25 protein-coding genes are annotated in these 26,805 nt (G+C 63.9%); 10 read left to right on the top strand and 15 right to left on the bottom strand.

Annotated elements, in window-relative coordinates; genetic code table 11:
* The first annotated feature begins 162 nt into the window (after window positions 1-162).
* Together FJ979_RS00850 and FJ979_RS00855 are read left to right on the top strand one after the other, a co-directional pair.
* Window positions 163-921 (top strand): copper homeostasis protein CutC, encoded by a 759-nt coding sequence (locus tag FJ979_RS00850; RefSeq protein ID WP_140555124.1) that lies wholly within the window; start codon window positions 163-165, stop codon window positions 919-921.
* A complete protein-coding gene (locus FJ979_RS00855; RefSeq protein ID WP_140579778.1) occupies window positions 918-1,412 on the top strand; it encodes a GNAT family N-acetyltransferase in 495 nt (164 codons plus the stop codon). Before FJ979_RS00850 ends, FJ979_RS00855 begins: the two co-directional genes overlap by 4 nt.
* A gap of 155 nt (window positions 1,413-1,567) precedes the next feature.
* Here FJ979_RS00855 and FJ979_RS00865 read toward each other — a convergent pair whose 3' ends face one another.
* The 5 genes from FJ979_RS00865 to FJ979_RS00885 all read right to left on the bottom strand — a co-directional run bounded on the left by FJ979_RS00865 (window position 1,568) and on the right by FJ979_RS00885 (window position 8,281).
* The gene (locus FJ979_RS00865) at window positions 1,568-2,947 is read right to left on the bottom strand and encodes an OFA family MFS transporter (protein ID WP_140495731.1); all 1,380 of its coding nucleotides are present in this window, start codon (window positions 2,945-2,947) and stop codon (window positions 1,568-1,570) included.
* A 239-nt stretch (window positions 2,948-3,186) separates the two neighbouring features.
* Window positions 3,187-4,209, bottom strand: coding sequence for an acyltransferase (locus tag FJ979_RS00870; RefSeq protein ID WP_140517169.1), 1,023 nt, complete (start codon window positions 4,207-4,209; stop codon window positions 3,187-3,189).
* Window positions 4,210-4,401: 192 nt separating this feature from the next.
* Window positions 4,402-5,199, bottom strand: coding sequence for a xanthine dehydrogenase family protein subunit M (locus FJ979_RS00875; protein ID WP_140579779.1), 798 nt, complete (start codon window positions 5,197-5,199; stop codon window positions 4,402-4,404).
* A gap of 151 nt (window positions 5,200-5,350) precedes the next feature.
* Window positions 5,351-7,699: a xanthine dehydrogenase family protein molybdopterin-binding subunit gene (locus FJ979_RS00880; RefSeq protein ID WP_140579780.1), complete on the bottom strand. Its 2,349-nt coding sequence runs from the start codon at window positions 7,697-7,699 to the stop codon at window positions 5,351-5,353.
* Window positions 7,700-7,792: 93 nt separating this feature from the next.
* Complete coding sequence (locus FJ979_RS00885; protein ID WP_140521053.1) at window positions 7,793-8,281, bottom strand: (2Fe-2S)-binding protein; 489 nt, start codon at window positions 8,279-8,281, stop codon at window positions 7,793-7,795.
* A gap of 305 nt (window positions 8,282-8,586) precedes the next feature.
* Here FJ979_RS00885 and FJ979_RS00890 point away from each other — a divergent pair, with 305 nt between their 5' ends.
* Together FJ979_RS00890 and FJ979_RS00895 are read left to right on the top strand one after the other, a co-directional pair.
* Window positions 8,587-9,723, top strand: a complete 1,137-nt coding sequence (locus FJ979_RS00890) for an FIST signal transduction protein (protein ID WP_140495726.1) — start codon at window positions 8,587-8,589, stop codon at window positions 9,721-9,723.
* Between the two features lie 8 nt (window positions 9,724-9,731).
* On the top strand, window positions 9,732-11,072 hold the full coding sequence (locus FJ979_RS00895; protein WP_140495725.1) for a hybrid sensor histidine kinase/response regulator: 1,341 nt from the start codon (window positions 9,732-9,734) through the stop codon (window positions 11,070-11,072).
* A 9-nt stretch (window positions 11,073-11,081) separates the two neighbouring features.
* Here the strand turns inward: FJ979_RS00895 and FJ979_RS00900 are convergent, their stop codons facing one another.
* Window positions 11,082-11,765: a response regulator transcription factor gene (locus FJ979_RS00900; RefSeq protein ID WP_140495724.1), complete on the bottom strand. Its 684-nt coding sequence runs from the start codon at window positions 11,763-11,765 to the stop codon at window positions 11,082-11,084.
* Between the two features lie 224 nt (window positions 11,766-11,989).
* On the opposite strand from FJ979_RS00900, the gene FJ979_RS00905 reads away from it, so the two are divergent.
* The 3 genes from FJ979_RS00905 (at window position 11,990) to FJ979_RS00915 (ending at window position 14,519) form a co-directional block, all read left to right on the top strand.
* The gene (locus tag FJ979_RS00905) at window positions 11,990-12,688 is read left to right on the top strand and encodes a fumarylacetoacetate hydrolase family protein (RefSeq protein ID WP_140559658.1); all 699 of its coding nucleotides are present in this window, start codon (window positions 11,990-11,992) and stop codon (window positions 12,686-12,688) included.
* Between the two features lie 4 nt (window positions 12,689-12,692).
* Complete coding sequence (gene maiA / locus FJ979_RS00910) at window positions 12,693-13,343, top strand: maleylacetoacetate isomerase (protein ID WP_140559657.1); 651 nt, start codon at window positions 12,693-12,695, stop codon at window positions 13,341-13,343.
* 135 nt (window positions 13,344-13,478) lie between these two features.
* Entirely contained in the window at window positions 13,479-14,519 is a 1,041-nt protein-coding gene (locus tag FJ979_RS00915; protein WP_140579781.1) for a zinc-dependent alcohol dehydrogenase family protein, read from the top strand.
* On the opposite strand, the gene FJ979_RS00920 is transcribed toward FJ979_RS00915, so the two are convergent.
* Window positions 14,516-15,415 (bottom strand): DMT family transporter, encoded by a 900-nt coding sequence (locus FJ979_RS00920; RefSeq protein ID WP_140579782.1) that lies wholly within the window; start codon window positions 15,413-15,415, stop codon window positions 14,516-14,518. The genes FJ979_RS00915 and FJ979_RS00920 overlap by 4 nt on opposite strands.
* Before the next feature lie 108 nt (window positions 15,416-15,523).
* Here FJ979_RS00920 and FJ979_RS00925 point away from each other — a divergent pair, with 108 nt between their 5' ends.
* Window positions 15,524-16,924, top strand: coding sequence for a PLP-dependent aminotransferase family protein (locus FJ979_RS00925; RefSeq protein WP_140579783.1), 1,401 nt, complete (start codon window positions 15,524-15,526; stop codon window positions 16,922-16,924).
* 23 nt (window positions 16,925-16,947) lie between these two features.
* Here FJ979_RS00925 and FJ979_RS00930 read toward each other — a convergent pair whose 3' ends face one another.
* Window positions 16,948-17,838 (bottom strand): LysR family transcriptional regulator, encoded by an 891-nt coding sequence (locus FJ979_RS00930; protein WP_140579784.1) that lies wholly within the window; start codon window positions 17,836-17,838, stop codon window positions 16,948-16,950.
* A gap of 136 nt (window positions 17,839-17,974) precedes the next feature.
* On the opposite strand from FJ979_RS00930, the gene FJ979_RS00935 reads away from it, so the two are divergent.
* Window positions 17,975-19,420: an MFS transporter gene (locus FJ979_RS00935; RefSeq protein WP_140579785.1), complete on the top strand. Its 1,446-nt coding sequence runs from the start codon at window positions 17,975-17,977 to the stop codon at window positions 19,418-19,420.
* Between the two features lie 34 nt (window positions 19,421-19,454).
* Here the strand turns inward: FJ979_RS00935 and FJ979_RS00940 are convergent, their stop codons facing one another.
* The 3 genes from FJ979_RS00940 to FJ979_RS00950 form a co-directional block, all read right to left on the bottom strand.
* Window positions 19,455-19,952: a MaoC family dehydratase gene (locus tag FJ979_RS00940; protein ID WP_140495716.1), complete on the bottom strand. Its 498-nt coding sequence runs from the start codon at window positions 19,950-19,952 to the stop codon at window positions 19,455-19,457.
* Between the two features lie 247 nt (window positions 19,953-20,199).
* The gene (locus tag FJ979_RS00945) at window positions 20,200-20,628 is read right to left on the bottom strand and encodes a phasin family protein (RefSeq protein WP_140495715.1); all 429 of its coding nucleotides are present in this window, start codon (window positions 20,626-20,628) and stop codon (window positions 20,200-20,202) included.
* Between the two features lie 69 nt (window positions 20,629-20,697).
* A complete protein-coding gene (locus FJ979_RS00950; protein ID WP_140579786.1) occupies window positions 20,698-21,993 on the bottom strand; it encodes a DUF445 domain-containing protein in 1,296 nt (431 codons plus the stop codon).
* A gap of 398 nt (window positions 21,994-22,391) precedes the next feature.
* Between FJ979_RS00950 and rirA the strand changes: the two genes are divergently transcribed.
* Window positions 22,392-22,853, top strand: coding sequence for an iron-responsive transcriptional regulator RirA (rirA, locus tag FJ979_RS00955; protein ID WP_140495713.1), 462 nt, complete (start codon window positions 22,392-22,394; stop codon window positions 22,851-22,853).
* 60 nt (window positions 22,854-22,913) lie between these two features.
* Here the strand turns inward: rirA and FJ979_RS00960 are convergent, their stop codons facing one another.
* From FJ979_RS00960 to FJ979_RS00975, 4 genes are read right to left on the bottom strand one after another with little or no spacing between them, the layout of a single operon-like run.
* Window positions 22,914-23,702 (bottom strand): heme ABC transporter ATP-binding protein, encoded by a 789-nt coding sequence (locus tag FJ979_RS00960; RefSeq protein ID WP_140495712.1) that lies wholly within the window; start codon window positions 23,700-23,702, stop codon window positions 22,914-22,916.
* 9 nt (window positions 23,703-23,711) lie between these two features.
* Window positions 23,712-24,812: an iron ABC transporter permease gene (locus FJ979_RS00965; RefSeq protein WP_140579787.1), complete on the bottom strand. Its 1,101-nt coding sequence runs from the start codon at window positions 24,810-24,812 to the stop codon at window positions 23,712-23,714.
* A gap of 5 nt (window positions 24,813-24,817) precedes the next feature.
* Window positions 24,818-25,726 carry a hemin ABC transporter substrate-binding protein gene (locus tag FJ979_RS00970; protein WP_140559650.1) on the bottom strand — a complete coding sequence of 303 codons (909 nt, stop codon included), beginning with the start codon at window positions 25,724-25,726 and terminating at the stop codon, window positions 24,818-24,820.
* Between the two features lie 10 nt (window positions 25,727-25,736).
* Window positions 25,737-26,798 (bottom strand): hemin-degrading factor, encoded by a 1,062-nt coding sequence (locus FJ979_RS00975; protein WP_140579788.1) that lies wholly within the window; start codon window positions 26,796-26,798, stop codon window positions 25,737-25,739.
* Between the last annotated feature and the right edge of the window lie 7 nt (window positions 26,799-26,805).

A 26,805-nucleotide genomic window follows, 5' to 3' on the forward strand; every position in this document is an offset into this window, starting at 1 on the left:
CGATCAATAACTCGATGGCTATGGGTTAACTCATAACCATGTAGTTATAAGACTGTCAAGCAGGGAAATGCCCCCTGGTCCAATGCGCCGTGCCGTTCCTGCTTTCGCGCCCGCCGCGCGGGTGCTACGGGCTTCTCACAACATCATGGACAGGATCACACCTTGACTGAAGAAGCCCGCCCGCCGCTGATCGAAATCTGTGTCGAGGGCATTGATGGCCTTCTGGCCGCACAGGCCGGCGGCGCCGACAGGGTCGAACTGTGCGCCAGCCTCGTCGAAGGCGGCATCACGCCGAGCTTGGGAACCGTGCGCGCCGCGCTCGACCAGGCGATTGTGCCGTTCCATGTCATGGTGCGGCCGCGTGGCGGCGATTTTCTCTACAGCGAAACCGAGTACCGTTCGATGCTGGCCGACGTAGCCGCCCTGCGCGACCTCGGCGTGCCCGGCGTGGTGTTCGGCTGCCTCACCGCCGAAGGCACCATCGATGAGCGCCGCATGAGCGAACTGACGGAGGCCGCCGGCGGCCTTAACGTCACGTGTCACCGCGCTTTCGACATGACGCGCGACCCGGCCGAGGCTTTGGAAGCGCTGATCCGTTGCAAGGTCGGCCGCGTGCTGACCAGCGGCCAACGCGACACGGCGATGGAGGGCCTGTCGCTGCTGGCGGACCTGGTGCGACAGGGGGGCGACCGCATCGTCATTCTCGGCTGCGGCGGGCTCGATCTCGGCAACATTGCCGAGGTGCGGCAAAGGACCGGACTGTCCGAAATGCATTTCGCCGTCCTTAAGGACGTGCCCAGCGCCATGCGCTACCGCAATCCCAAGGTCGGCATGGGTGGCTCCGATCTCGACCGCGAGTATCGCAATACGCTCACCGATACGCCGCTTGTGGCAGCGACGATCGCGGCGGCCAAGGCATGACCGCCCTCTCCCCGATCAGCCGTGTCAGGCAAAGCGACGAAGCGGCCATACTCGCGCTCAACAACGAGCATGCCGCCGAATTGTCGTGGCTTGAGCCCGAGCGCCTGTCTTTCCTGCTTGGCGAGGCGTTCTATGCGCGCCGCATCGGCGCGCTCGAAGCCTTCATCATGACCTTCGATCAAGGGGCTCGGTACGACAGTCCGAATTTTCTCTGGTTTCGCGAACGCTACGAGCGCTTCGTCTATGTCGATCGCGTCGTGGTGGCGGCGCAAGCTCGTGGCCGCGGCCATGCCCGCCTGCTCTACCAAGACCTGTTCGAGCACGCCACGCGCGCCGGCCATGCACTGGTCACATGCGAGGTCAATGCCGACCCGCCCAACCTGGCTTCGGACGCCTTCCATGCAGCGCTCGGCTTCACCGAGGTCGGCGACGCGGTGATCCATGGCGGCAAGAAGGCGGTGCGCTACTACGTCAGGCGGATCATCGCCTGAGCGCTGCTCCTTTCCAGGTCTCTGCCACTACTGGAACAACGCCGCTGCACTGACCAGCGTCGTCCAGAACCCCCACAACAGCGGGATGCCGACCAGCAGCCAGGCAAGGACCAATTTGACAGAATTGCTGTTGTCTTGCGCCATGATCACTCTCCTTACGCTGCAGCCGGTTCGGCCTTCATGTGGAACCGTGCATCCACCGGCCGCATCATCAGGTTGAGCAGGAAACCGACGACGAGCAGGCCGGCCATGATGTACATGGTGACCGTGTAGGCATCGGCCTTCGCTACTCCTGCATCGATCTGGTACTGCCTGATGTAGTTGACCAGGACCGGCCCCAGCACGCCCGCCACTGACCACGCCGTCAGCAGGCGGCCATGGATGGCACCGACATACCGCACGCCGAAGACATCGCGCAGATAGGCCGGAATGGTGGAAAAGCCGCCGCCATACATGCTCAAGATGACGCCATAGAACAGCACGAACAGGAACACGTTGCCCGACTGGCCCGTCCACGGCACCACTGCATAAAGGATCACGCCCAGCACGAAGAAGACCGCGTAGGTCGTCTTGCGGCCGATATAGTCGCTGGTCGACGCCCAGAAGAAGCGGCCGAGCATGTTGAAGATCGATAGCAGGCCGACGAAGCCGGCGGCGGCGGCCGGCGTGATGCGTCCCGGGAACATCTCCTGGCTCATGGCGGAGGCTTGGCCGAGGACGCCGATGCCGGCCGTCACGTTGAGGCACAGCACGCCCCACAACAGCCAGAACTGCGGTGTCTTCAACGCGTCGTCGAGATGGACGTTGGCGGTTGTCACCATCGTGTTTTGTGTCGTCGGCGGCGTCCAGCCGGCCGGACGCCAGCCATCGGGCGGCACCCTGACGATGACAGCGCCGATCAGCATGAAGATGAAGTAGACAATGCCCAGCACGATGAAGGTTTCGGCGACACCGATATGCTGCGGGGTCGAAAACAGCTTCAGCAGATAGACCGAAAGCGGCGAAGCGATGAAGGCTCCGCCGCCAAACCCCATGATCGCCATGCCGGTCGCCATGCCCGGCCGGTCGGGAAACCAGGTGATCAGCGTCTTGACCGGCGAGATGTAACCGAGCCCGAGGCCGATGCCGCCCAGGACGCCGTAGCCGAGATAGATGATCCACAGTTGATGCAAGGTGACGCCGAGCGCCGACACGATGAAACCGCCGCCGAAACAGCAGGCGGCCGCGACCATCGCCTTGCGCGGGCCGACGCGATCCAGCCAACCGCCGCCGAAGGCTGCCGCGAGGCCAAGAAACAGGATCGCGATCGAAAAAATCCAGCCGAGTCCGGTCAGCTTCCAGTCGTCGGGCGCCGAATCGGTGATACCGATCAGTTTCGACATCGGCAGGTTAAAGACGCTGAACGCGTAGGCCTGACCGATGCAAAGATGAATGCACAACGCCGCCGGCGGCACCATCCATCTGCTGAAACCGGGCTCGGCGATCGTGCGCGAGCGGTCGAGCCAGCCGCCAGCGTTTTCCCTGGTCGTTGCCATTCCATCCTCCCATGCAATGCTCCGATTCGAATAAACTAGGCGGAGCACGGGGCGGGACAACAAGGAATAGCTGCCATAATACCAATGTCTAAGGACATTGGGCTATCCGGCAAGCAGATCGCCAGGTAACCCCTGGCTATATTAGGACGAACTTACCAAACAAGCTGCCGTACAGGCGGCATCGAGCGAGGCTGACCTTGGCCGCTAGGCAACGCAAGGGAGGGACACTGCGGCGTCACTCACCAGTTGCGGTTCAGCCACTCACGCGACGGCCGCTCGATGACATAATAGCTGCAGAGCGCGCAGGCAAAGACCCCAGCCAGCATCAGCCATGGGTCGCTGCCTCGCTCATAGACGAATTTGTAGAATGGCTGCTGCCACAGATAGAGCGAATAGGACCATAGACCCAGCGTCGCCATAGGCCAGGACGACAGCAGTCCAGAAAACAATCTCGTGCTGAAATCGAGAGCGTTGACGGCAAGCGCCAGGAGCGGCACGGCGACCAGATAGTGGATCGGGGTTGGTACCGGGTCCATGAACAGAAGCACCGCCGCGATGGCCGCCGCCACCGCCACATAAGGGCCCTTCAACAGGGCCGGCAGCTTGCCGTCGGTCTTCAGCAGGCAGATGGCGGCCGACAGCAGGATCGACGCAATATGCACGTCGGTGCGCCAGTATGTGGTCTCGTAGTCCATGTGCAGGAACCAGTACGAAACCGCACCGTTTGCCATGGCCAGCACCGCCAGCACCAGGAGCAGCGGGATGACGCGGCTACGGCTTGCGACAAGTGCGCTGATCGCTGCCAGGATGATGTAGGCATGCTCTTCGACACAGAGCGACCAGATGTGGTCGAGCGCGCCGGCGCGGTTCACGAGAATTCCGGCATAGTTGTAGGTGAATGTCAGCGCCGTCAGCGCCGCCTTCCATTTGAAGGCGACGAACGTGCCCGACAGCGCAATCATCGAAACGATCACGAACACCAGCAGCGCGGGATAGATGCGGGAGAAGCGGCGCTTGAAGAATTTCTTCAGCGGGTAGCGCTCGACGAACAGGATCTCGGCCATCAGCCGGCCGCTGAGCACGAAGAAGAATTCGACGCCCAGTACGCCGAGATTGATCCCTGCAACGGGAAAGAAATGGCCGATGAGCACCAGCGCGATCGAAAGTCCGCGCCAGCCGTCGAGATAGGCCAGTCTTGTCCTGGCGGATCTGTCGGCGACGGATCTTGGCGGCACAACATGCGTCGCGGAGATGTCGGTCATGCCGCTCCCTTCGCATTGAAACATGCGAATAGGGTCGCAGGTCGTGATGAACACTCCGAACCCGGCTCGCGTTTGATCGCCGGCATAGTGCAGTGCAATATTGCTTTGTGCAAGTGCGAGATTGCCACAATGCGCCCGTCTGCGGAAAAGGGGCGAGAAGTCCCTCTCCTGCCTGACAGGAGCAGGAAGGAATCAGGCGTTGGCGGCGGCCACCGCGCGCTTGGCCATGACCGCGACCAGATTGGCACGGTAGTCGGCGGAAGCGTGGATATCGCTCATCAGCTTGGTCGCCGGCACCTTGACGCCGTCGAGCGCCGAAGCCACGAAGTCCTTCGCGAGCGCGGCCTCGATCTCCTTCGAGCGGAAGACGCCATCGTCGCCGGCCCCGGTCACGGCCACCCTGACGCCGTCCTCACCCTTGGCCACGAACACGCCGACAATGGCGTAGCGGGAGGCCGGATTGCGGAATTTTTTATAGGCTGCCTTTGCCGGCGCGGTGAAGGTGACGGCCGTGAGGATTTCGCCGTCCTCCAGCGCCGTCTCGAACAGGCCCACGAAGAACTTGTCGGCCGCGATCTGGCGCGTGTTGGTAACGATGGTGGCATTTAGCGCCAGCATGGCCGCTGGATAATCGGCCGCCGGGTCGTTGTTGGCGATCGAGCCGCCGATCGTGCCCCTATAGCGTACTGCCGGATCGCCGATCAGCGATGCCAGATGCGCGAGCGCCGGGCAGGCGTGTTTTAACTTGTCGTCGCTGGCAACATCGAAATGCGTGGTGGCGGCGCCGATCGTGACCGTCCTGCCGGACACTGTCACCCCTTGCAACTCCTTGATCCGCGACAGGTCGACGACATCGGAAGGGGCCGCCAGCCGCGTCTTCATGGCCGGGATCAGGGTCATGCCGCCCGACAGCAACTTGGCGTCGCCGCCCGTGACGAGCTTCGCGGCATCGGCGACTGAGGCGGCGCGGTGGTAATTGACTGCGTACATTTGGAGGCTCTCCCTGGTGAAGAGTGGATAGTCAGTAGTCAGTAGTGATTAGTGAGTAGCATTGGTCGGTAATTTGGTGAATAGCGGGTGATCAATTGCCGCGGCAACCGCGTTTTTGTTCACTACTCACTATTCACTACTCACTCTCCTTTCAATGCTTCGCCGCACGGATCGCGGCCCACACCGTAGACGGCGAAGCCGGCATGGCGATGTCAGAGATTCCTATGGCGTCGGTGATGGCGTTGATCACCGCCGGCGGCGAGCCGATAGCGCCGGCCTCGCCGCAGCCCTTGATGCCGAGCGGATTGCCCGGACACGGCGTGTTCGAGGTCGAGACCTTGAACGAAGGCAGGTCATCCGCGCGCGGCATGGTGTAGTCCATGTAGCTCGCTGTCAGAAGCTGGCCGTCGGCATCATAGTGGGCGCCTTCGAGCAGTGCCTGGCCGATGCCCTGCGCGATGCCGCCATGCACCTGGCCCTCGACGATCATCGGGTTGATGATGTTGCCGAAATCGTCGGCCGCGACGAACTGGATAATCTCGGTCGTTCCGGTCTCCGGATCGATCTCGACCTCGCAGATGTAGCAGCCGGCCGGAAAGGTGAAATTGGACGGGTCGTAAAACGCCGTCTCCTTCAATCCCGGCTCCATGCCACCGGGCAAATTATGAGCGGTATAGGCCGCCAGCGCCATCTGGAACCACGGCACGTTTTTGTCGGTGCCGGCGACCTTCAGCGCGCCGTTCTCGATGACGATGTCGCCCTCGTCGGCCTCGAGCAGGTGCGCCGCGATCTTCTTGGCCTTGGCCTCGACCTTGTCCAGCGCCTTGGCAATCGCCGACATTCCGACCGCGCCCGAGCGCGAGCCGTAGGTACCCATACCCATCTGCACCTTGTCAGTGTCGCCATGGACGATCGAGACGCTGTCGATCGGCACCCCAAACCGTTCGTTGACCAGTTGCGCGAAGGTCGTCTCATGGCCCTGGCCATGGCTGTGCGAGCCGGTCAGCACCTCGATGGTGCCGGCGGCATTGACGCGCACCTCGGCCGATTCCCAAAGGCCGACGCCGGCGCCGAGCGAGCCCACCGCGGCCGACGGCGCCAGGCCGCATGCTTCGATGTAGCAGCTCATGCCGATGCCGCGCAGCTTGCCGTTCCTGGCGGCCTCCGCCTTGCGTCCGGCAAAGCCGGCATAGTCGGCGGCCTCCATCGCCGCGTCGAGCGAGGCGCCATAGTCGCCGGCGTCATAGTTCATGATGACCGGCGTCTGGTGCGGAAACGTGGTGATGAAGTTGGTCCGCCGAAGCTCCGCCGGCGAGACGCCGAGTTCCCGCGCCGCGGTCTCCATCGTGCGCTCGATGAGATAGGTGGCTTCGGGCCGCCCTGCCCCCCTATAGGCATCGACCGGTGCTGTGTTGGTGTAGACCGTGCGGACATTGGCGTGGATCGCCGGGATATCGTACTGGCCCGACAGCAGCGTCGCGTAGAGATAGGTCGGCACGCAGGACGAGAACAGCGACATGTAGGCGCCGAGATTGGCCAACGTGTCGACCTTGAGACCGGTGATCCTGTTGTTCTTGTCGAAGGCCATTTCCACTGTCGAGACATGATCGCGGCCATGCGCATCGGAGAGGAAGCTCTCGGTGCGGTCGGCCACCCATTTCACCGGCACGCCGGTTTTCTTGGACGCCCACAGGCAGACGATTTCTTCTGGATAGATGTAGATCTTGGAGCCGAAACCGCCGCCGACATCGGGCGCGATGACGCGCAATTTGTTTTCCGGCGCAATGTTGTAGAAGGCGCTCATCACCAGCCGCGCGACATGCGGGTTCTGCGAGGTCGTCCAGCAGGTATAATGGTCTTCCGCCCTGTCGTAGTGGCCCAGCGCTGCCCGCGGCTCCATGGCGTTGGGCACCAGCCGGTTGTTGACGATTTTCATGCGGGTGACGTGGGAAGCCGCCTTGATCGCCGCGTCGGTCGCCTTGGCGTCGCCGATCTCCCAGTCGAAGATCAGATTGTTTTCGGCTTCCGGATGGAGTTGCGGAGCGCCCTTTTCGAGCGCCTTCGTCGCATCCACCACCGCCTCGAGTTCATTGTAGGTGATCTCGACCGCTTCGGCGGCGTCGCGCGCCTGCCCCTTGGTGTCGGCGACCACGACGACGACTGCATCGCCGACATAGCGAACCTTGTCGACCGCCAGCGGCGACCAGGCTCCCATCTTCATCGGGGAGCCCTCCTTGGAATGGATCATCCAGCCACAGATGAGATTGCCGATGCCATCGGCCTTCAGCTCCTTGCCGGTCAGCACGCCGATGACGCCCGGCATGGCTTGAGCTTTGTCGACGTCGATCTTCACGATCTGGGCATGCGCGTGCGGGCTGCGCACGAAGGCCGCATGCTTCATGCTGGGTACCACCATGTCGTCGACATAGCGACCGGCGCCGGTGATGAACCGCTTGTCTTCCTTGCGCGCCACGCGAGCGCCAACACCTTCAATGCCCATCAGAAATTCCTCCCGAATTGTAAGGCAGTAGGTGAGTAAGGCAGTAGGGCAGTAGGGGAATTGGCTCTGGTCCGTACTGCCGTACTGTTCATCTCACGCCGCTTGCCTGACCTTGCCGCTCATCCCCTCCGATGCGGCGAGGATCGCCTTGACGATGTTGTGGTAGCCGGTGCAGCGGCAGATGTTGCCCTCGAGCTCTGCGCGCACCGTCGCTTCGTCGAGGCCCTCGGGGTGGCGCTTGATCATGTCGGCCGCCGTCATGATCATGCCCGGCGTGCAGAAGCCGCATTGCAGTCCGTGATGCTCCTTGAACGCCGCCTGCACGGGATGCAGGTCGGCACCGTTGGCAAGTCCCTCGATCGTCACCACGCTCGATCCGGACGCCTGCACCGCGAGCATCGTACAGGACTTCACCGCCTTGCCGTCGACATGGACGACGCAGGCGCCGCATTGCGAGGTGTCGCAACCGACATGGGTGCCGGTGAGGCCGAGATTCTCCCGCAAGAAGTGAACCAGCAGCGTCCGGTCCTCGGCCGCACCGCGGACCTGTTTTCCGTTCACCATCAACGAAACGTCCGACATGAATCCTCCCTGGGTATCACCTTGGTCATCACGCTGCCGACGCGGTGTGGGCTTCGGCCATGCGTTATTCGTACACCGCACAAGCCGTAAAAAACAGCGCAGCGCAAAGCCGGATCATTGTACTTTCGGCCATGGCAGGGCGAAACACGCATTGCCCTCGCCCCATTGCCAAAATGCCGATTGGCGGCAACAATGGCTTTCGACGTTGGCGCGCAAGAAGCACATAAACAGCCGCGCACAGGCAGCGTCGGAGGAAATGCGGGAGAACGTCGCTGACCGTTTCACGGACGCGCTACGCATGCGGTTTGTCGGCGCTGACCACGGACGAGCCCGACCCGGACGTCTTCGCACGCGCGGTGGCGGCGGAGGCGGCCGCCATCGAGGCCGGCTTCGCCCTGTTGTTCTTTTCCCAGCGCCTTGTCGAGGCCGGCGCCCTTTCGCGCGCAATCGCGGCCCATGCGCCGGCGCTACACTACGCCGGCTGCTCGACCGCCGGCGAAATCACGCCGCAGGGCCTCGAGGAAGGCCATATCCTCGCCATGCTGCTCCCTTCGGGTTCATTCACCGCGGTCAGCACCACGGTCGACAACCTTTCGTCATCGGGCTTGGACAGGGTCACTGGTGATGTCGAGGATCTGCGACGCACGCTGCATGGGCGCATCGGCGGCGAGCGGACCAGGAACACCTTCGCGCTCTGTTTCATCGACGGACTGTCCTATGCCGAGGAAGCGGTGAGTTCGGCCATCCATTGGGGCCTCGATGACATACCACTGCTCGGCGGTTCCGCCGGTGACGACCTGAAATTCGAGACGACGAGCCTGATCTCCAACGGCAACGTCACCTCCGACAGCGCCATCATCGTGCTGGTCGCCACGGAAATCCCTTTCCATGTCTTCAAGACCGACAATTTCGTTCCCACCGACGAAAAGCTGGTGGTCACCGCGTCCGATCCCGATCACCGCATCGTGCGCGAGTTCAATGCCACCAATGCGGCCGAGGAATATGCCGCTTCGGTCGGCATCGTCGCGCAGACGCTGACGCCGCTGAGCTTCGCCTCGCATCCGGTGGTGGTGAAGGTAGGCGGTGAATATTACTGCCGCTCCATCCAGAAGATGCATGCGGACGGCTCGCTGTCGTTCTTCTGCGCCATCGACGATGGTGTCGTGCTGTCGATCGCCCAACCCAAGGACATGGTGGAATCGACCCGCGCGGCTCTGCTCGACGTCGAGGCGAGGCTTGGCGGCATCGACATGATCATCGGCTTCGACTGTGTCCTGCGCCGGCTGGATGCGCGCAACCGCCAGGTCTTTCGCGAGATTTCCGAACTCTACCGGGTCAACAACGTCATCGGCTTCGGCACCTATGGCGAACAATACCGGTCGATGCATCTCAACCAGACCTTCACCGGCATCGCCTTCGGCGAGCGCCCGGCCGCCGAGTGAGCGCTGCCGTGCCCCTCAAGGACATAGACGATCCCGACAGGCTGAAGAAGATCAACGCTGCGCTGGTCAGCCGCGTCGAGCGCTCGATGGACCAGCAAGGCAACGCCTTCTCGCTGTTCCAGACCGCGATCTCACTGGAAAGCAGGGTACGCGCTCGCACCGAGGAACTGCACTCGACCTTGCGGCGGCTGGAACAATCGAACATCGACCTCAGCGCCGCCAAGGAAAATGCCGAGCAGGCGAACCTGTCCAAGACCCGCTTTCTCGCGGCGGCCAGCCACGACGTGCTGCAGCCGTTGAATGCGGCGCATCTGTCCGTCTCCGCCCTTGCCGAAGTGCAGACCAGCGACGAGGGCCGGAAACTGGTACGGCAGGTCGAGCGCTCGCTGGAGACGATGGAGGACCTGCTGCGCACGCTGCTCGACATCTCCAAGCTCGATGCGGGTGTGGTCCAGCCCGACATTGGCGACGTCAGCCTGGAGGCGCTGTTCTCGTCGCTGCGGTCGGATTTCCAGCCTGTGGCCGAACTGAAGGGCCTGTCGCTGAAATTCCGCGCCGTCAACGCCGTGGTTCGCTCCGATCGCACGCTGCTGCGCCGCATCCTGCAGAACATCCTCTCCAATGCGCTGGGCTACACCCGCTCGGGCGGTGTCCTTGTCGGCACCAGGCACCGCGGCGATGCCATCCGCATCGATGTCGCCGACACCGGCTGCGGCATTCCCGACGACCAGCGCGAGGCGGTGTTCGAGGAATTTCATCGCGGCATCATGCCTGCCAATGCCGAACTCGCCGGCGGCGGCCTCGGCCTTGGGCTGGCCATCGTGCGGCGCATCGCCGGCGCGCTCGGCCATCCCGTGACGTTTTCCTCGAAGGTCGGTCGCGGCACGATTTTTCACATCGATGTCCCCGTCGGCATCGGTGCCACGGCGGACGCCGTCGCCAGCGCTGCAAGCCTGGAGCGGCCGCGCGGCTACGGCTTGTTCGGCACCAAGGTTCTGCTGGTCGAGAACGATGTCGAGGTGCTGCAGGCGATGACCTCGTTGCTCGAACGCTGGCAATGCCTGGTGCGCGCCGCGACCTCGACCGACGACGCGCTCGACATGCTCGGCGACACGGACTGGGTGCCCGACATCGTCATAGCCGACCAGCATCTCGACGGCGGCGATCTCGGCACCGCCACCATATCGAAGGTCCGCCGCTATCTCGGCCGCGCGGTGCCGGCGCTGATCGTCACCGCCGACAGTTCCGAAGCCGTCGCCAAGGCGGCGCGGGCCGGCGGCATCGAGTTGATGCGCAAGCCGCTCAAGCCCGCGCAACTAAGGGCGCTGCTGGCACATCTGCTGGCTTAGACCTGCCCCTCAAAACCCCGCCTGATCCCTGAAAAGCTCCGCATTATCAAGCTTCGAAACCTCGATCACCGCTTGCGTGCGGCTGTAGACGTTGAGCTTGCGCAGGATCTCCGAGACGTGCGCCTTGACTGTGGTCTCGCCCACTTGCAGCTCATAGGCGATCTGCTTGTTGAGCAGGCCCTGGCGTAGCATCTGCAACACGCGCAACTGCTGCGGCGTCAATGTCGAAAGGCGCTGCACCATGTCGGCGCGGTCGGTGCTGTCGGCGTCGGGCGGGCGGCCCTCATAAGTTTCCGGAACATAGATGGCACCTTCCATCACCGAGCGTATGGCGTTGGCCAGATCGCTCTTGCGCGCCGATTTCGGGATGAAGCCGGCAGCACCGTAGGACAGCGCCTCGGAGATGATCTTGGGCTCCTCGTAACCGGATACTATGACCACGGGCAGGCGCGGATAGCGGGTCCGAAGCTGCAGCAACCCCTCGAAGCCGTGCACCCCGGGCATGCTGAGATCGAGCAGGGCAAGGTCGAACGGCTTTGTCCCGGCCAGCAGGTCGAGTGCCTCGGCGATCGAGCGCGCCTCCACCGTGTCGACCTCCGGGTAGGCCATCTGCACGGCGCTGTGCAGCGCCTCGCGAAACAGCGGATGATCGTCGATGATCAGGAACCGGGCGCTGTCAGTGGCTGCTGTCATGTGGCTCGTTTCGGTTTGCCGCCCGCAGTATAATCCCGCGACCATGGCCGACTTATTGGCAAATAGTCTATCCCAGCGGACGATGCATCGCCGCGAAAGTGATGGAAACTCCGGATTCCTTATACGGCCGGCCGGCCAATGCTTTATGAAAAGCGACGCCTTGCCCGGCCTCTCAATTCGGCCGAAGGTGCCCGCGGCCCGACATCCAACTGCAGAGACAGACCATGACCGCCTTTGTCCTCCCCGCTCCGCCAACGCCCTCGGTCGCGGTGGCCGGCTCGAACGAGCGATTTGCGGTGCGCCGCATCTTCTGCGTCGGGCGCAACTACGCCGCGCATATCAGGGAGTTCGGCAATGACGAGCGCGATCCACCCTTCTTCTTCACCAAGCCCGCCGATGCGGTGGCAGACTCCGGCGCTACGATCCCCTACCCGCCGCTGACGACCAACCTGCACCATGAGATCGAACTGGTGGTCGCGATCGGCAAGCCGGGCTTCCGCATCCCGCGCGCCCAGGCGCTGGATTATGTCTGGGGCTATGCCGTCGGCATCGACCTCACCCGCCGCGATCTCCAGGACGAAGCCAAGAAAGCGGCGCGGCCCTGGGACTGGTCGAAGGCTTTCGACCTCTCCGCGCCGTGCGGTCCTCTGGTTCCCGCGCAAAAATCCGGCCATCCGAGCCAGGGCCGTATCTGGCTGGCTGTCGACGGCAAGATCCGGCAGGACGCCGATCTCGCCGAGTTGATCTGGCCGATCTCCGACATCGTCTCGATCTGCAGCGAAGGCATGGAATTGCAGCCAGGCGACCTCATCTTCACCGGCACGCCGGCCGGCGTCGGCAAGGTCAACCCTGGGGAGACGATGACCGGCGGCGTCGACGGCATCGGCACGATCGAAGTGACCATCGGCCAGCCAAATCGGTGAATGCGTGAGCGACATCGTCCTTCACAACTACTACCGCTCCTCCACCTCCTACAGGGTGCGGATTGCGCTTGAGATGAAGGGGCTGACCTATGACTACGTGCCGCATCACCTGCGCCATGGCGAGCATCTCGAACCGGCCTATCTCGCGGTCAACCCGCAGGGCCTGGTGCCGGCGCTGATCCTGGGCGACGGCACCCTGCTGACGCAATCGCTGGCGATCATCGAATTTCTCGACGAGACGACGCCCGAACCGCCTCTGCTGCCGAAGGACGCAGTTGGGCGCGCCCGCGTCAGGATGCTGGCGCAGATGATTGCCTGCGATATCCATCCGGTGAACAATCTGCGTATCCTGACCGCGCTGCGAACCCTGTTCGGCGCCGGCGACGAGGATGTCGCCAACTGGTTCCGGCACTGGGTCAAAGAGGGTTTCAAGCCACTCGAAAACCTGTTGGGGGCTTCGCCCGAGACCGGCACGTTCTGCCACGGCGACACGCCGGGGCTGGCCGATATCTGCCTGGCGGCACAAGTCACCAGCAATGCCCGTTTCGGCGTCGATATGGCGCCCTACCCGACGATCTCGCGCATCAACGCCGCTTGCATGGCCCTGCCGGCCTTCCAGAACGCCGCGCCGCACAACCAGATCGATGCCGAGTAACCTTCATTCGCCAACGCGCAGCGTCGCCATCGGCGTATGCCCAAACGGCCGACTTGTCTGGCGGAATCGATTTCCGCTTGACCGGCCAGGGAATCGGCTATCGTTTCCCGAAGTGCGCGCAAGGTGGAGTTGCCGATGAAAGCCGTCGTCTTCGAAAAATTCGGCGAGGCGCCGACGATCCAGACCGTTCCCGATCCGAAGCCGGCGCCGGACGGCGTCGTCATCAAGGTCGAGGCGACAGGCCTGTGCCGCAGCGATTGGCACGGCTGGATGGGCCATGACGCCGATATCCGCTTGCCGCATGTCCCCGGTCACGAACTGGCCGGCGTCGTGGTAGCCGCCGGCAAGCAGGTGACCCGCTGGAAGGCTGGCGAGCGCGTCACCGTCCCGTTCGCCGTCGGCTGCGGCCATTGTTTCGAATGCACGTCCGGCAATCACCAGGTCTGCGAGCACCAGTCCCAGCCGGGCTTCAACGCCTGGGGCTCGTTCGCCGAATATGTCGCCATCGAGCACGCCGACACCAACCTCGTGCGCCTGCCCGACGAAATGGAATTCACCACTGCCGCCAGCCTCGGCTGCCGCTTCGTCACCTCGTTCCGCGCCATCGTCGATCAGGGCCGGGTGACGCCGGGCGAATGGGTGGCGGTGCATGGCTGCGGCGGTGTCGGCCTGTCGGCGATCATGATCGCCAGCGCCATGGGTGCCAATGTCATCGCCATCGACCTCACCGAAGAGAAGCTGGACTTCGCCAGGAAGATCGGCGCGGTGGCGACCATCAACGCGGCGACGACCCCGAACGTCGTCAAGGCGGTCAAGCAGATCACCAATGGCGGCGTGCATATGTCCATGGATGCACTCGGTCATCCCACGACCTCGTTCAATTCGATCGCCAATCTGCGCCGGCGCGGGCGCCATGTGCAGGTCGGCCTGATGCTGGGCGATCACGCCCGCCCGCAGGTGCCGATGGACAAGGTGATCGCGTTCGAACTCGAAATCCTCGGCAGCCACGGCATGCAGGCCTACCGCTACCCCGCGATGATGGAGATGATCCGCACCGGCAAGCTGAAACCCGAGCTTCTGGTCGGAAAGAAGATCAGCCTTGAGGAAGCGCCCGCCGCCCTGATGGCGATGGGCGGCTTCGAAGGCATCGGCATCGGTGTGGTGACGAAGTTTTAGCCAGCGGCGCCGGTTGCGGGCCGTGGCAAATCCCGCCTGGCATACTTTTTGGCGCCGAATACGCACAGCACCACGCCGAGCGTGATGACGACCATCAGGGGGCTGACCTGTTCATGCAGCAGGGACGCCGCCAGGGCGAGGCCAAAGAAGGGCTGCAGCAGTTGCAACTGCCCCACGGCGGCGATGCCGCCTTGCGCGAGGCCGCGATACCAGAACACGAAGCCGATCAGCATGCTGAACAGCGAGACATAGGCAAGCCCGATCCATGCATTGGTCCCGACCGTGGCGAAGGACGGTGGCAGGGTGACCACGGTCAGCACCAGCATGACCGGCAGTGACAGCACCAGCGCCCAGCAGATCACTTGCCAGCCGCCCAGCCTGCGCGACAGCGCGGCGCCTTCTGCGTAGCCCAGGCCGCACACGATGATGGCGGCAAGCATCAGTGCGTCGCCAACGGGTGAGGCCGTCATGCCTTGCGCAAGGGCAAACCCACCCACCAACGCGCTGCCGAGGCATGAGAACAGCCAGAAGGCCGGTCTCGGCCTCTCGCCCCCGCGCAGCACGCCGAAGATCGCGGTCGCCAGCGGCAGCAAGCCGACGAAGATGATGGAATGAGCAGAGGTGACATGCTTCAGCGCCAAGGCTGTCAGCAAGGGAAAGCCGACCACCACACCCAACGCGACGATGACAAGCGACATCAGGTCATGACGTTCCGGGCGCTTCTCGCGGAAGACGAGCAGCAGCGCGAGGCCAAGCAAAGCTGCTATCACCGCGCGCGCCGACGTCAGGAATGTCGGATCGAGATCCATCACCGCCACGCGCGTTGCCGGCAAGGAGCCGCTGAAAATCAACACGCCGATGAATCCGCTCACCCAGCCGCTCGTCGTCTTGTCCATTGCAGGCACTCCATCCGTTGCGCCCTCTATCGGGCCCATACCCATGGCGTCACCAGAGACAATGCAGTACAATTCAACAAAACTGTAATGGTTTGCCGGAAGGTACAGATGAACGTATCAGCGAGATTCGACAACAGCGGAACCCTTGTCGAAGGCGTCATGTCCACCATCCGCCAGCGAATTGCCGCGCGCAGCCTCACGCCCGGCGCCCGATTGCCCTCGATCCGCGCCTTCGCGAAATCCATGCAGGTTTCCAAATCGACAGTGGTCGAGGCCTATGAGCGACTGGCGGCGGAAGGCGCGATCCGTTCCCGGCCAGGCTCCGGCTTCTATGCCGCCGGATCGCTGGCGCCGCTGTCGCTGGCCGAGATCGGCCCCCGACTCGATCGCGCCGTCGATCCGCTCTGGGTTTCGCGGCAGTCGCTGGAAGCGGGCGATGAGATGCTGAAGCCCGGCTGCGGCTGGCTGCCCGCCTCGTGGATGCCGCAGGCAGCGCTGCGTCGCGCGCTGCGCAACGTGGCGCGCGCCGATGATGTGGCCCTTGCCGACTACGGCACGCCGCTCGGGCTGCCGCCGCTGCGCCAATTGCTGGCGCGGCGCATGGCCACGCATGGCATCGAGGCTTCACCCGAACAGATCATGCTGACGGAATCGGGCACGCAGGCCATCGACCTCCTGTGCCGGTTCCTGCTCGAACCCGGCGATACAGTGCTGGTCGACGATCCCTGCTATTTCAATTTCCACGCACTGTTGCGTGCCCATCAGGCCAAGGTCGTCAGCGTCCCCTATACGCCATCGGGACCGGATGTCGACTTGTTCGCGCAGGCGCTGGCCGAGCATCGGCCGCGCCTCTACATCACCAACTCCGCCATCCACAACCCGACCGGCGCGATCCTGTCGCCGGTCACCGCGCACCGGCTGCTCAAGCTCGCCGATCAATCGGACCTGACCATCGTCGAGGACGACATCTTCGCCGATTTCGAACACGCTCCTGCCCCAAGGCTCGCGGCTTTCGACGGTCTCGAGCGTGTCGTCCATATCGGTAGTTTCTCCAAAACGCTTTCGGCCTCGATACGCTGCGGCTTCATCGCCGCGCCCCGTGACTGGATGGAAGGGCTGGCCGACCTCAAGATCGCCACCACCTTCGGCGGCGGGCGGCTCGCGGCCGAATTGGTGCTGACCCTGCTCAGGGATGGCAGCTATCGCAAGCACATGGACCTGCTGCGCGCCCGGCTCTCACGCGCCATGATCGAGACAGGCGCTCGGCTGAAGGCGATCGGGATCACACCCTGGATCGAGCAGCCCGCCGGTCTGTTCCTCTGGTGCAGCCTGCCGGATGCAGTGGACGCAGCCGAGGTTGCCCGCCGCGCGCTTGCGGCCAATGTCGTGCTGGCGCCCGGGAACGCGTTCAGCCTGTCGCAATCAGCCAGCCGATTCCTGCGCTTCAACGTTGCGCAATGCGAAGACGAGCGGATTTTCAAGGTGCTAGAGGCAGCCATGCCGCGCTGACGGCTGCGGCGCGGCTTGCGCGATCAGGACTTCACGCAAATGTCGCGCACACAACTCCGCAGCCAGCGCTGCGCCGGATCGGCATCGAGCCGCGGATGCCAGAGCATGGAAATGGTGACCGCCGGAATGTCGACCGGCAGGGAAAAAGTCTGCATGTCGGCGCGCGCGCCTTGCGTATGCCGCTCGGGCACGCTGGCGATCAGCTCCGAGGCGCGCGCCATCGCGAGCGCGGCCGAAAAACCGGAAGCCATGCACACGGCCGTCCGCTGTAATCCGAGCCGACTCAAGGCCTCGTCGATCGGTCCCCTTTCGCGGCCCCGCCGCGAAACATTGATGTGGCAGCCAGCCGCATAGCGTTCCGGCGTCATCGCGCCCTGGCCGAGCGGATGGCCGCTGCGCACCGCGCAGACGAAACGGTCGCGAAAAAGCGCCTGGATGCGCACCTCCGGCCCGGTCTCGCCGGCCACACCTACTTCCAGGTCGATCGCCGCTTCGCGCAGTGACGCCATGTCCTTGTCCGACTTCGGCGCGAAACGCAGCCGCACGCCCGGCGCATCGGCCTGGATGCGGGCGATCAGGCGCGGCCCGAACTCCTCGACGAAGCTTTCATTGGTGCGCAGCGTGAAGGTCCTCTCCAGGCCCGGCAGATCAAGCAGCGTCGCCGGGCGCAGCAGCGTTTCAGCATCCTGAACCACACGGCCGACCTGCTGGCGCAGTTCCTGCGCGCGTGGCGTTGGAACAAGGCCGCGACCGGCCCGCACCAGCAGCGGATCTCCCGTCGCCGCGCGCAACCGCGCCAGCGTGCGGCTCATCGCCGAGGGGCTGAGCCGTAATCGCGTCGCCGCACGCGCCACGCTGCCTTCGTCCAGCAGGACATCGAGGGCGACGAGCAGGTTGAGATCGGGCGGCGACATGGTTCGATCCTAGCACGAAATCCGCTGATGTGGCGTGCAACGCACGAATAGAATGCAAATGCTGCGCGTTCCGCCACATCATGCAAACGATTAGATCTTCGAAGCTTCTACCTGAAGCCGACAAAGGGAGATCGCCGTGGCAGTCACTGAGCAACATCGCAACGAGCACGCATCGGTCGCACAGAAAATCCCATCGGCTGGATGGGCGCTGGCGAGCCTGTCGCTGGCCACGCTGCTGTCGTCGCTCGGCACCAGCATCGCCAGCGTCGGCCTTCCCTCGCTGATGCAGGCATTCGATGCCTCGTTCCAACAGGTGCAATGGGTCGTGATTGCCTATCTGCTCGCCATCACCATCCTGATCGTCAGTGCCGGGCGCCTCGCCGACATGCTCGGGCGGCGGCCGCTGCTGCTTTTCGGCATCGCGCTGTTCACATCGGCGTCGGTGCTCTGCGGCCTCTCGCCGGCTTTGTGGCTGCTGATCGCGGCGCGGGCGGTGCAAGGGCTTGGCGCGGCGCTGATGATGGCGCTGACATTGGCCGTTGTCGCCGAGACGGTGAGCAAGGCCAGGACCGGCAGCGCCATGGGCCTGCTCGGCGCCATGTCGGCCATCGGCACCACGCTCGGCCCTTCCATAGGCGGCCTGCTGATCGCCGCTCTCGGCTGGCGTTCGATCTTCCTGGTCAACGTGCCGCTCGGCATCCTGACCTTTGCAATGGCCTGGCGTGCTTTGCCTGCCGGCAACCGGACGGCGTGGACCGGCCAAGCCGGCTTCGATGGTTTGGGCACGGGCCTGTTGGCCCTGACATTGGCGGCCTACGCGCTGGCGATGACACTGGGTAGAGGCAGTTTCGGGCTCATCAATCTCGGCCTGCTGGTCGCGGCTGGCATCGGCATCTTCCTGTTCGCCACTGCGCAAAGGATGGCGAAAAACCCATCGGTCGAGCTTTCCGCCTTCCGTGATCTCTCGCTGAGCGCCAGCCTGGCCATGAACCTGATCGTTGCCACCGTGATGATGGCGACTTTGGTGGTTGCGCCGTTCTATCTCTCGCGCGGGCTCGGACTGGAGGCGGCAAACGTCGGACTGGTGCTCTCGACAGGCCCGCTGGTCTCTGCGCTGTCGGCGTTGCTTGCCGGACGCCTTGCCGATCGCTTCGGAGCCAAAAGGATGATGGTCGCGGGCCTGCTCGGCCTTGCCACGGGCACGTTCCTCCTGTCCCTGGCGATAACGACACTCGGCATCGCCAGCTATGTCGTCCCCATCACCGTGACCTGCTTCGGTTATGCCCTGTTCCAGACAGCGAACAACGCCGCCGTCATGAGCAGCGTCGGCGCCGGTCAACGCGGCGTCATCTCCGGCCTGCTCAATCTGTCGCGCAACCTTGGCCTCATTACGGGCGCCTCCGTCATGGGCGCCATATTCGCCGCCGCATCGGCCGGAGGACGCGAAGCCATCGGCCAAGGCATGCTGACGTCAGCGGCGGCGGCCAGCGGAATGCAGGTGACCTTCCAGACGGCAACGGCACTGGCGGTGGCGGCGCTGGCGCTCAGCCTTTTGCCGAGCCGGCGGGCGGAGAATGCCTGACGAAGATCAATTCAGGGGCTTGGGCGAATGCCGCTCAGGCCCCTGCCCGCTTGCGGCGCTCATAGAGCATGACCAGCGTCTCGGCCGTCAGCGCCGGCTTTTCCTCGCCCTCGATCTCGACGGTGTTGGCGGCCTTCATCAGGTATTGGCCCGGCCCCCTGTCCTCCATGGACAGCAGCGTGGTGCGCAGCCGGATGCGTGCGCCCACCTTGACCGGCGCCAGGAAACGCACCTTGTCGAAGCCGTAGTTGAAGGCGGCCTGCGTGTTCTCGGGCACGATTCCCATGCCGAGCGCCAGCGCGCCGATGATCGACAGCGTCAGATAGCCATGGGCGATCGTCGTGCGGAACGGGCTTTGCCGCCGCGCCCGTTCGGGGTCGACATGGATCCATTGATGATCGCCGGTGCATTCGGCGAACTGGTTGATACGGTTCTGGTCGACTGTCGTCCATTCCGAGACGCCAAGCTCCTGCCCGGACATCGTCCTCAACTGCTCGTAGGTCGGCGGCGTCTTAGGCCGTATTTCGGTCATTCCTGTTTTCCCGATAGCTTCCAACGCTTCCGGACCACGAACCGGCGGCCTCTGTCAATTCGCCCTGCATGATTCGGTCCCCTTGGGATCGATGCGAATCCTGGCATCACTCTACGTCAAGCCGTGTTCGCCCGGCCTTGGCATTTGAGGGTACCCATGGTGTAAAGGCATAGCGGCCGATGAAAGAGCATCCGAACAAACTTCGCCTGGCGCAGGGTTGGCAGGCAACCGGTCTTTGTCACGCAAGCTACTTCTTCTCGTAGCCGGCGCGGATTTCCTCCATCGCCTCTTTGATGCGCATGCGCAGGATGTCGACCGATTCGGTGCCGGATTTCCTGACCAGCTCGGCCACTTCGCTGGCATTCTTCAACGTAGTCTCGAAGGATTTCCTGGCGAACTCAGTCTGTTTGGCCATCAGGTCCTGCGGCGTGCCGGGCGCTCTGTAGCCTTGCGTCATGTCGGCAATTTCGCGCAGCGTGTCCTGCAGCATCTCGCGTTGCCTGGAGAACAGCGACGACGCGCCGGCGGCACTTGCCCGCGCCGATTTCTCCAGCGCTTCAAGGTTCTTGCGGTGGTGCGCGAGGATCGCCTCGACATCGACATTGGGCAGTTTCAGGTCACGGCCGAACCGGCCGAACATGTCCGTGAAGGAATCGGAATCCGGTTGTTTGGCCATGCTCATCTGCTCCCCTGTTGCCGCGACTGCTGATGCCCGTCCATGAGAATAGGGCATGGCGTGCGCCCGTCAATTGACGAGAAACAGCCGCTCAGCTGTGTAAAGCGCGATGCCAGCCAGACCGCCAATGATCATGCCGTTGAAGCGGATATATTGCAGGTCCCGGCCGATATTCATCTCGACCAACCGCGTCAGCTGCGCCAGGTCCCAGCGCTTGACCTGGTCGGCGATGAATTTCGATACGCCGCTCTTCTGGCTCTCGACGAAAGAGGACAGCGCCACCACGAATCCCTGGTTCATGTCGGCCCTGATCTTGGCGTCTCCGGCCAGATGCCGGCCGACCTCGACGAACATGTTGGCAAGATGCGCGCGGATGATCGATCGCGGCGCCTTGGCATCCTGCTCGATGAACAGGCTGAGGCTTTCCCACATGTCGCCGGCCAGCGCCTTGACTTCCGGCCTGGCGAGGAAATCGCGCTTCAGCTTCTCGGCGCGCCTTGCATATTGCTTCGACGTTCTCAGCCGCTCGACGAAGCCCTGTGCGAAACGATCGAATTCTGCGCGCATCGGGTGCTCGGGATCGGCTCTCACCTCGTCGAGCAGCGAACCGGCCGAGGCGACGATCTTCTTCAGGAGATAGGCGTCGGCCCTGAACAGGTTGAACAGCGACGGCAGTTCCTCGCGGATCTTTTCGCGCATGGTCGTCAGCGCCTGTTCATCGTTGAGGAACTGGCCGATCACCTTGATGAACTCATCGAACAGCCTCTGGTGACGGCGATCGTCGGTCAGGGCCGAGAGCAATTCGGCCGCCAACGGCGCCAGCGGCACTTTTTCGATCTGCTCCAGCATCCGGCTGGTGACGAAGCCGCGCAGCCCCGATTGCTCGACGGCGGCAAGCGTCTGCGGAACCAGGCGCACGACGAAACGCGACAGGCCCGCGGCACGTTCGGAATCGGCCAGCCAGTCGGCTACGAGCGCCGAGAAATCGACCTCGGCCAACTTTTCGCGCACCGGCTCGGGGGCAAGGAAATTGGCTTCGATGAAACGGCCGAGATTATCGGCGATACGGTTCTGGTTCTCGGGAATGATCGCGGTGTGCGGGATCGGCAGACCGAGAGGCCGCTTGAACAGCGCGACCACCGCATACCAGTCGGCCAGGCCGCCAATGGTCGCCGCCTCGGCAAAAGCGGCGACGAAGCCGAGCCAGGGATAGGTGCTCTCGAAGGACTTGGCCAGGGCGAACACGGCGACGCAAAGCGCAAGTGCCGCCGTGGCGACGAATTTGGTCCGCCGCAGCATTACAATCTTGGCATGCGCGTCGGCATCATATCCGCCGGAAGCCAGGGCCGTGGCTGATTGTGACATGTCAGAGCCGCTCCTCGTCGATCTCTGATCTATTTAGAGCATTCCAGGAAAGGTGTGTAACGCTGTTCTCTGGAAAAGCGCCTGGCGCTTTCCCCAGGGAATTGCGTGAAAACAAAGAGTTAGGGCGGTCGGCCATTCTGCCAATCACTGGACCGCTCTGGTGTTTCGCCCGAGAAAATGCGCGTGACAGCCGATTCGGCCCGCGTCTTGCCGCCTTGCGCACACAAAGTTGACGGGAATATTCAGCTATTAGGCGAAGCTAGTCTGGAATTATTCCAAGGTATAGGCCATATTCCGCCGAGGCCAGTGTGGCGAATCCGAAAGCTCGGAGCAAAGCCGCACCAGCAAAGTTCAAAATCTGGCGTGATCGCAGCTCGCCGGCGCTTTGTGAGGACAAGATGCGACTTACCCGCCAGACCAATTACGCCATGCGCATCCTGATGTATTGCGCGGCCAATACCGATCGGCTGAGTCGCATCCCCGAGATCGCCGCCGCCTATTCGGTGTCGGAGCTTTTCCTGTTCAAGATCCTCCAGCCACTGGTCGAGAACGGCCTTGTCGAGACGGTGCGTGGCCGCAATGGCGGCGTCAGGCTTGGCCGCGCCGCGGAATCGATCAACCTGTTCGACGTCGTGCGCGTGACGGAGGAAAGCTTCGCCATGGCCGAGTGCTTCGAGAACGACGCCGCGGAATGCCCTCTGGTCGACAGTTGCGCGCTGAATTCGGCATTGCGCGAGGCGCTCAACGCCTTCTTCGCGGTCCTTGCCCGCTATACGATCGCCGATCTCGTGGCGGCGCGTCCGAACGTGCGCAACCTGCTCGGCATTGACCTGCTAGAGCGCCGCGCACCGGCGGCCTGATCCGGTTTGCCGCAGGCTGGACCTGCGGCGAACGTCCAGAATCCAGGCCGCTGCCAGAATCTAGGCCGCTGATTGAGGCAGCACGAACGGCATATTGCCGGCTGGCAGGACTCCGACCCTCAAGCGGCAACCGAACACCCTTTCGATCAGATCGTCGCTCAGCACGTCCCGCGGCGAACCGGTGGCGGCAAGCCGGCCGCGGTGCATGACGAAAATCCGGTCGGCATACATCGCCGTCAGGTTGAGGTCGTGCAGGATGGCAACCACGCCGCCGCCCCTTCTGGCGAAGTCGCGAGCAATGTTCATGATGATCAGCTGGTGCTTGATGTCGAGGCTGGACACCGGCTCGTCCAGGAACAGATAGCGCGGCTTGCCGTCGAGCACCGGCGCCCAGACCTGGCACAGCACGCGGGCGAGTTGAACGCGCTGCTGCTCGCCGCCGGAAAGCTCCTGATAGAAGCGGCCGGCGAAACCGTCGAGGTCGACACGCGCCAGCGCCCGTTCCGGCAGGCGTTCGTCCTCGCCCGGCAGCACACCTGAGCGGCCTCCGACAAGGCCGAGCCTGACAATCTCGCGCACAGTAAAGGGAAACGACAAGGTCGTCGCCTGCGGCAGCACCGCGCGCAGCGTCGCCGCCTCGACTGGCGTTATCGTCGAGAGCTCGCGGCCGTTGATGGCAATCCGGCCGGTATGCGCGAGTTCCCCCGACAGCGCCTTGAGGAAGGTCGTCTTGCCCGACCCATTGGGGCCGACAATGGCCGAAATCTCACCCGGCCTGACCTCGAAATCGACGCCGGCGACAATGCCTTTCCTGCCGATCGCCACCGAAACATCGCGCGCTTCGATCATGAAACACCCCTACAGGTCGATGACGCCGCGCTTGCGCAGCAGGATCCAGAGGAAGAACGGCGCTCCGGCGATCGCCGTGACGATGCCGATCGGCAGTTCGGCGGGCGCCACGATGGTGCGCGCGACCGCGTCCGCCAAAAGCAGCAGCGAGGCGCCGAGCAGCGCCGAGCCCGGCAGCAGATAGCGATTGTCGGGGCCGATCAGCAGGCGCAGCAGATGCGGCACCACGATGCCGATGAAACCGATGCCGCCGCTGACGGCGACGGAGGCGCCGACCGCCGCCGAGACGCCGACGATGGCCGTGTACTTAAGCCGCTGCACCGGGATGCCGAGATGGCCGGCGGTCGCCTCGCCCAGCGCCAGCGCATTAAGGCCGCGAGCCAGGAACGGCATCGCCGCCAGCGAAAGCACGATGACCGGGCCGACAGAGCCGATCTTCTGCCATGTCGCACCGGCCAGCGAGCCGAGTTGCCAGAAGGTCAGGTCGCGCAGTTGCCGGTCGTCGGCCATGAAGATCAGGATACCGGTCAGCGCCATGGCAAGTGCGGCCAGCGCCAGGCCGGCAAGCAGCATGGTGGCGACGGATGTGCGGCCCTGCCGCGTCGCGACCTTGTAGAGCAGCAACGTCACCGACAAACCACCGCCGAAGGCCGCCAGAGGAAGGGTCAGCGCGCCGAACGAGGCGGTCACCGGCGACAGCACGGTCGTGCCGAGCACGATGACGGCCGCCGCGCCGAGGCTGGAGCCCGCCGAAACACCGATAAGGCCGGGGTCGGCAAGCGGATTGCGGAACAGCCCCTGCATGACCGCGCCGGACACCGCGAGGGCGGCCCCGATCAGCACGCCGAGCACGACGCGCGGCAGCCTTATGTCATAGACGATGAGGCGATCTCGCGCGCTCATCGCCACGTCGCCAGGTGCTGCGCCGAACAGCCAGTCGCCGACGACCTTGACGGCGGAGGCATCCGAGGCGCCGGAGGTCAGCGACAGCAATACCGCTGCCGCAAGCACGACGCAGGCGAGCGCGATGACCAGACGGGCGCGCCCGGAACGGTCACCGTCGCTGGCCATCTTCCTCTCCGCCGGCCCGGCGATCGACTGGTCGACCATGCCGCTCAGTCCGTAATCTGCGTGCCATAGAGCGCGGCGGCGAGGTCGTGGACGGCGTCGGCCGTGCGTGGTCCGAAGCCGAGCAGATAGCCGCCGTCGATGCGGATCAGCTTGCGCGCGGTTCCGGCCGGCGTCGAGGCGATCGATGCGTTGCCGAACAGTTCATCGTCCGATACCGGCGGCCCGGCATTGCTCATCATCAGGATCGCGTCCGGCCTGGCGGTGACAACAGCCTCGTCGGACAGTTGCTTGTAGCCGGAGAAGCCTTCGATCGCGTTGACGCCGCCGGCCAGCTTGATGATGCCGTTGGCAGCGGTATCGCTGCCGGCCGCCATGATCTTGCCGCCCTGCATCGACAGCACGAACAGAACGCGCTTGCGCTCCTCGATCGAGGCCGTCTGCTTTTCCGCCGCCTGCAGCTTGGCATCGATCTCCCTGGCCAGCGCTTCGGCCTTGGCGTCGGCGCCGAGCGCCTTGCCGACCACGCGGACCTTTTCGAGGATGCCTTCACGGTCGTACCGGTCAGGCACTTCGATGAAGGGGATGCTCGTCTTCTTCAGCACATCGAGCGCCTCCTTGGGGCCGCTACCGTGCAGCGCCAGCATGCCCGAAGGGTTGACCGACAGCACACCCTCCGGCGACAGCTGACGCATGTAGCCGACATCCGGCAGGTCGAGAGCGGCTTTCGGATAGCGGCTGGTGGAATCGCGCGCCACAAGATGCTTTTCCTCGCCGAGCGCATAGACGATCTCGGTGATCGAGCCGCCGATGGACGCGATCCTTGTGGGATCGGCGAAGACGGAGACACCGTCGCCGGCGTCGGCCGGCTGTAGCGCGCCGAAAGCAAGGGAAAAGCCGAGCATCGGGCCAAGCATCGATCCGCGCGCAGCCGTCAATCCGGTGAGAAGACCCATCATCGTTTCCTCAGGCTGCGGTCGGGCTTGGAATGCGCGGCAGGTTTTCGGCCAGGAAGCGCCAGTCGTCGCGCTCACCCTCTCCTTCATGGCGCTTGCCGAAGAACTGGATGATCATGTTGCCGCCGGCGTCGTAGACCTCCAGCGACGTGACATGGTCGTCCCTGGTCGGCTTGCGCACGGCCCAGACCTCATGAATGTGGTCGGTGCGCAGGTGCAGATGGAAGGTCTCGTCCAGCACATTGATCCATGGCCCCATTGGCTTGATCGACTTGACCGGACCTGAATGGATCTGGATGCAGCCGCGGTTTCCCACAAAGCACATAATCGGCATCTCGCCCGCGGCGGCATGATTGAACATGGCTCTCACCGCATCATTGTCGAGCAGCCATGCATAGTCCTGGCCCACCATGCGCACCGCCTGGCGGCGGCTGAGCTTCAACGTCTTCAGCATGCCGAAGAACTGATGCACGTCGGTCAGCCGGCTCCAGCGATCGCGCAGATCGTCGAGATTCGCGGTCGTTGTCATCGCCTCGCCTTCGTTCTCGGCGGCTGGCCCCGAAATGGCGACCAGTGGCTCCTGGTTCGGCGATTCCAGCGAAGCGACCAGTTTCTGATAGGCATAGAGGTTTGACCCCGGCCGCAAATGCACCTTGTGCACCGCCTCGCCCGCCGCGTCGAAGAATTGCAGGCTGCGGCGGATGTCGTCGCCGTCGCGTTTTTCCACGGCAAAGCCGTGCGCCCATATTTTCGGGAAAATGCGCAGGTCGATGTTCTCGCCCAGCACCATGGCATTGTGATTGCCGGTGACGACCTTGTCGTAGGCGCCGATCTTTTCATGCACGGCGCTTTCGTTGCGGGTGAGCGCCATCACCTCGCCGACGACTTCGAGGCCGGTCAGAAGATCGTTGACGCGTGGCTCGACGCGAACGACACCGTCGCCGCAATGCGCGGCCACCAACTCAGCCTCCGAAATGCCAAGCTGTGCGGCCAGATCGCGCTCGCGCGTTTTCGGATTATCCGTCCGCGCCCGCCGGATTTCGTGCGGGGTGGGTTTTACGCGCTGGTCCATTGTCCTG

It is taken from the genome of Mesorhizobium sp. B1-1-6, from assembly GCF_006443035.1.
Lineage (GTDB): Bacteria > Pseudomonadota > Alphaproteobacteria > Rhizobiales > Rhizobiaceae > Mesorhizobium.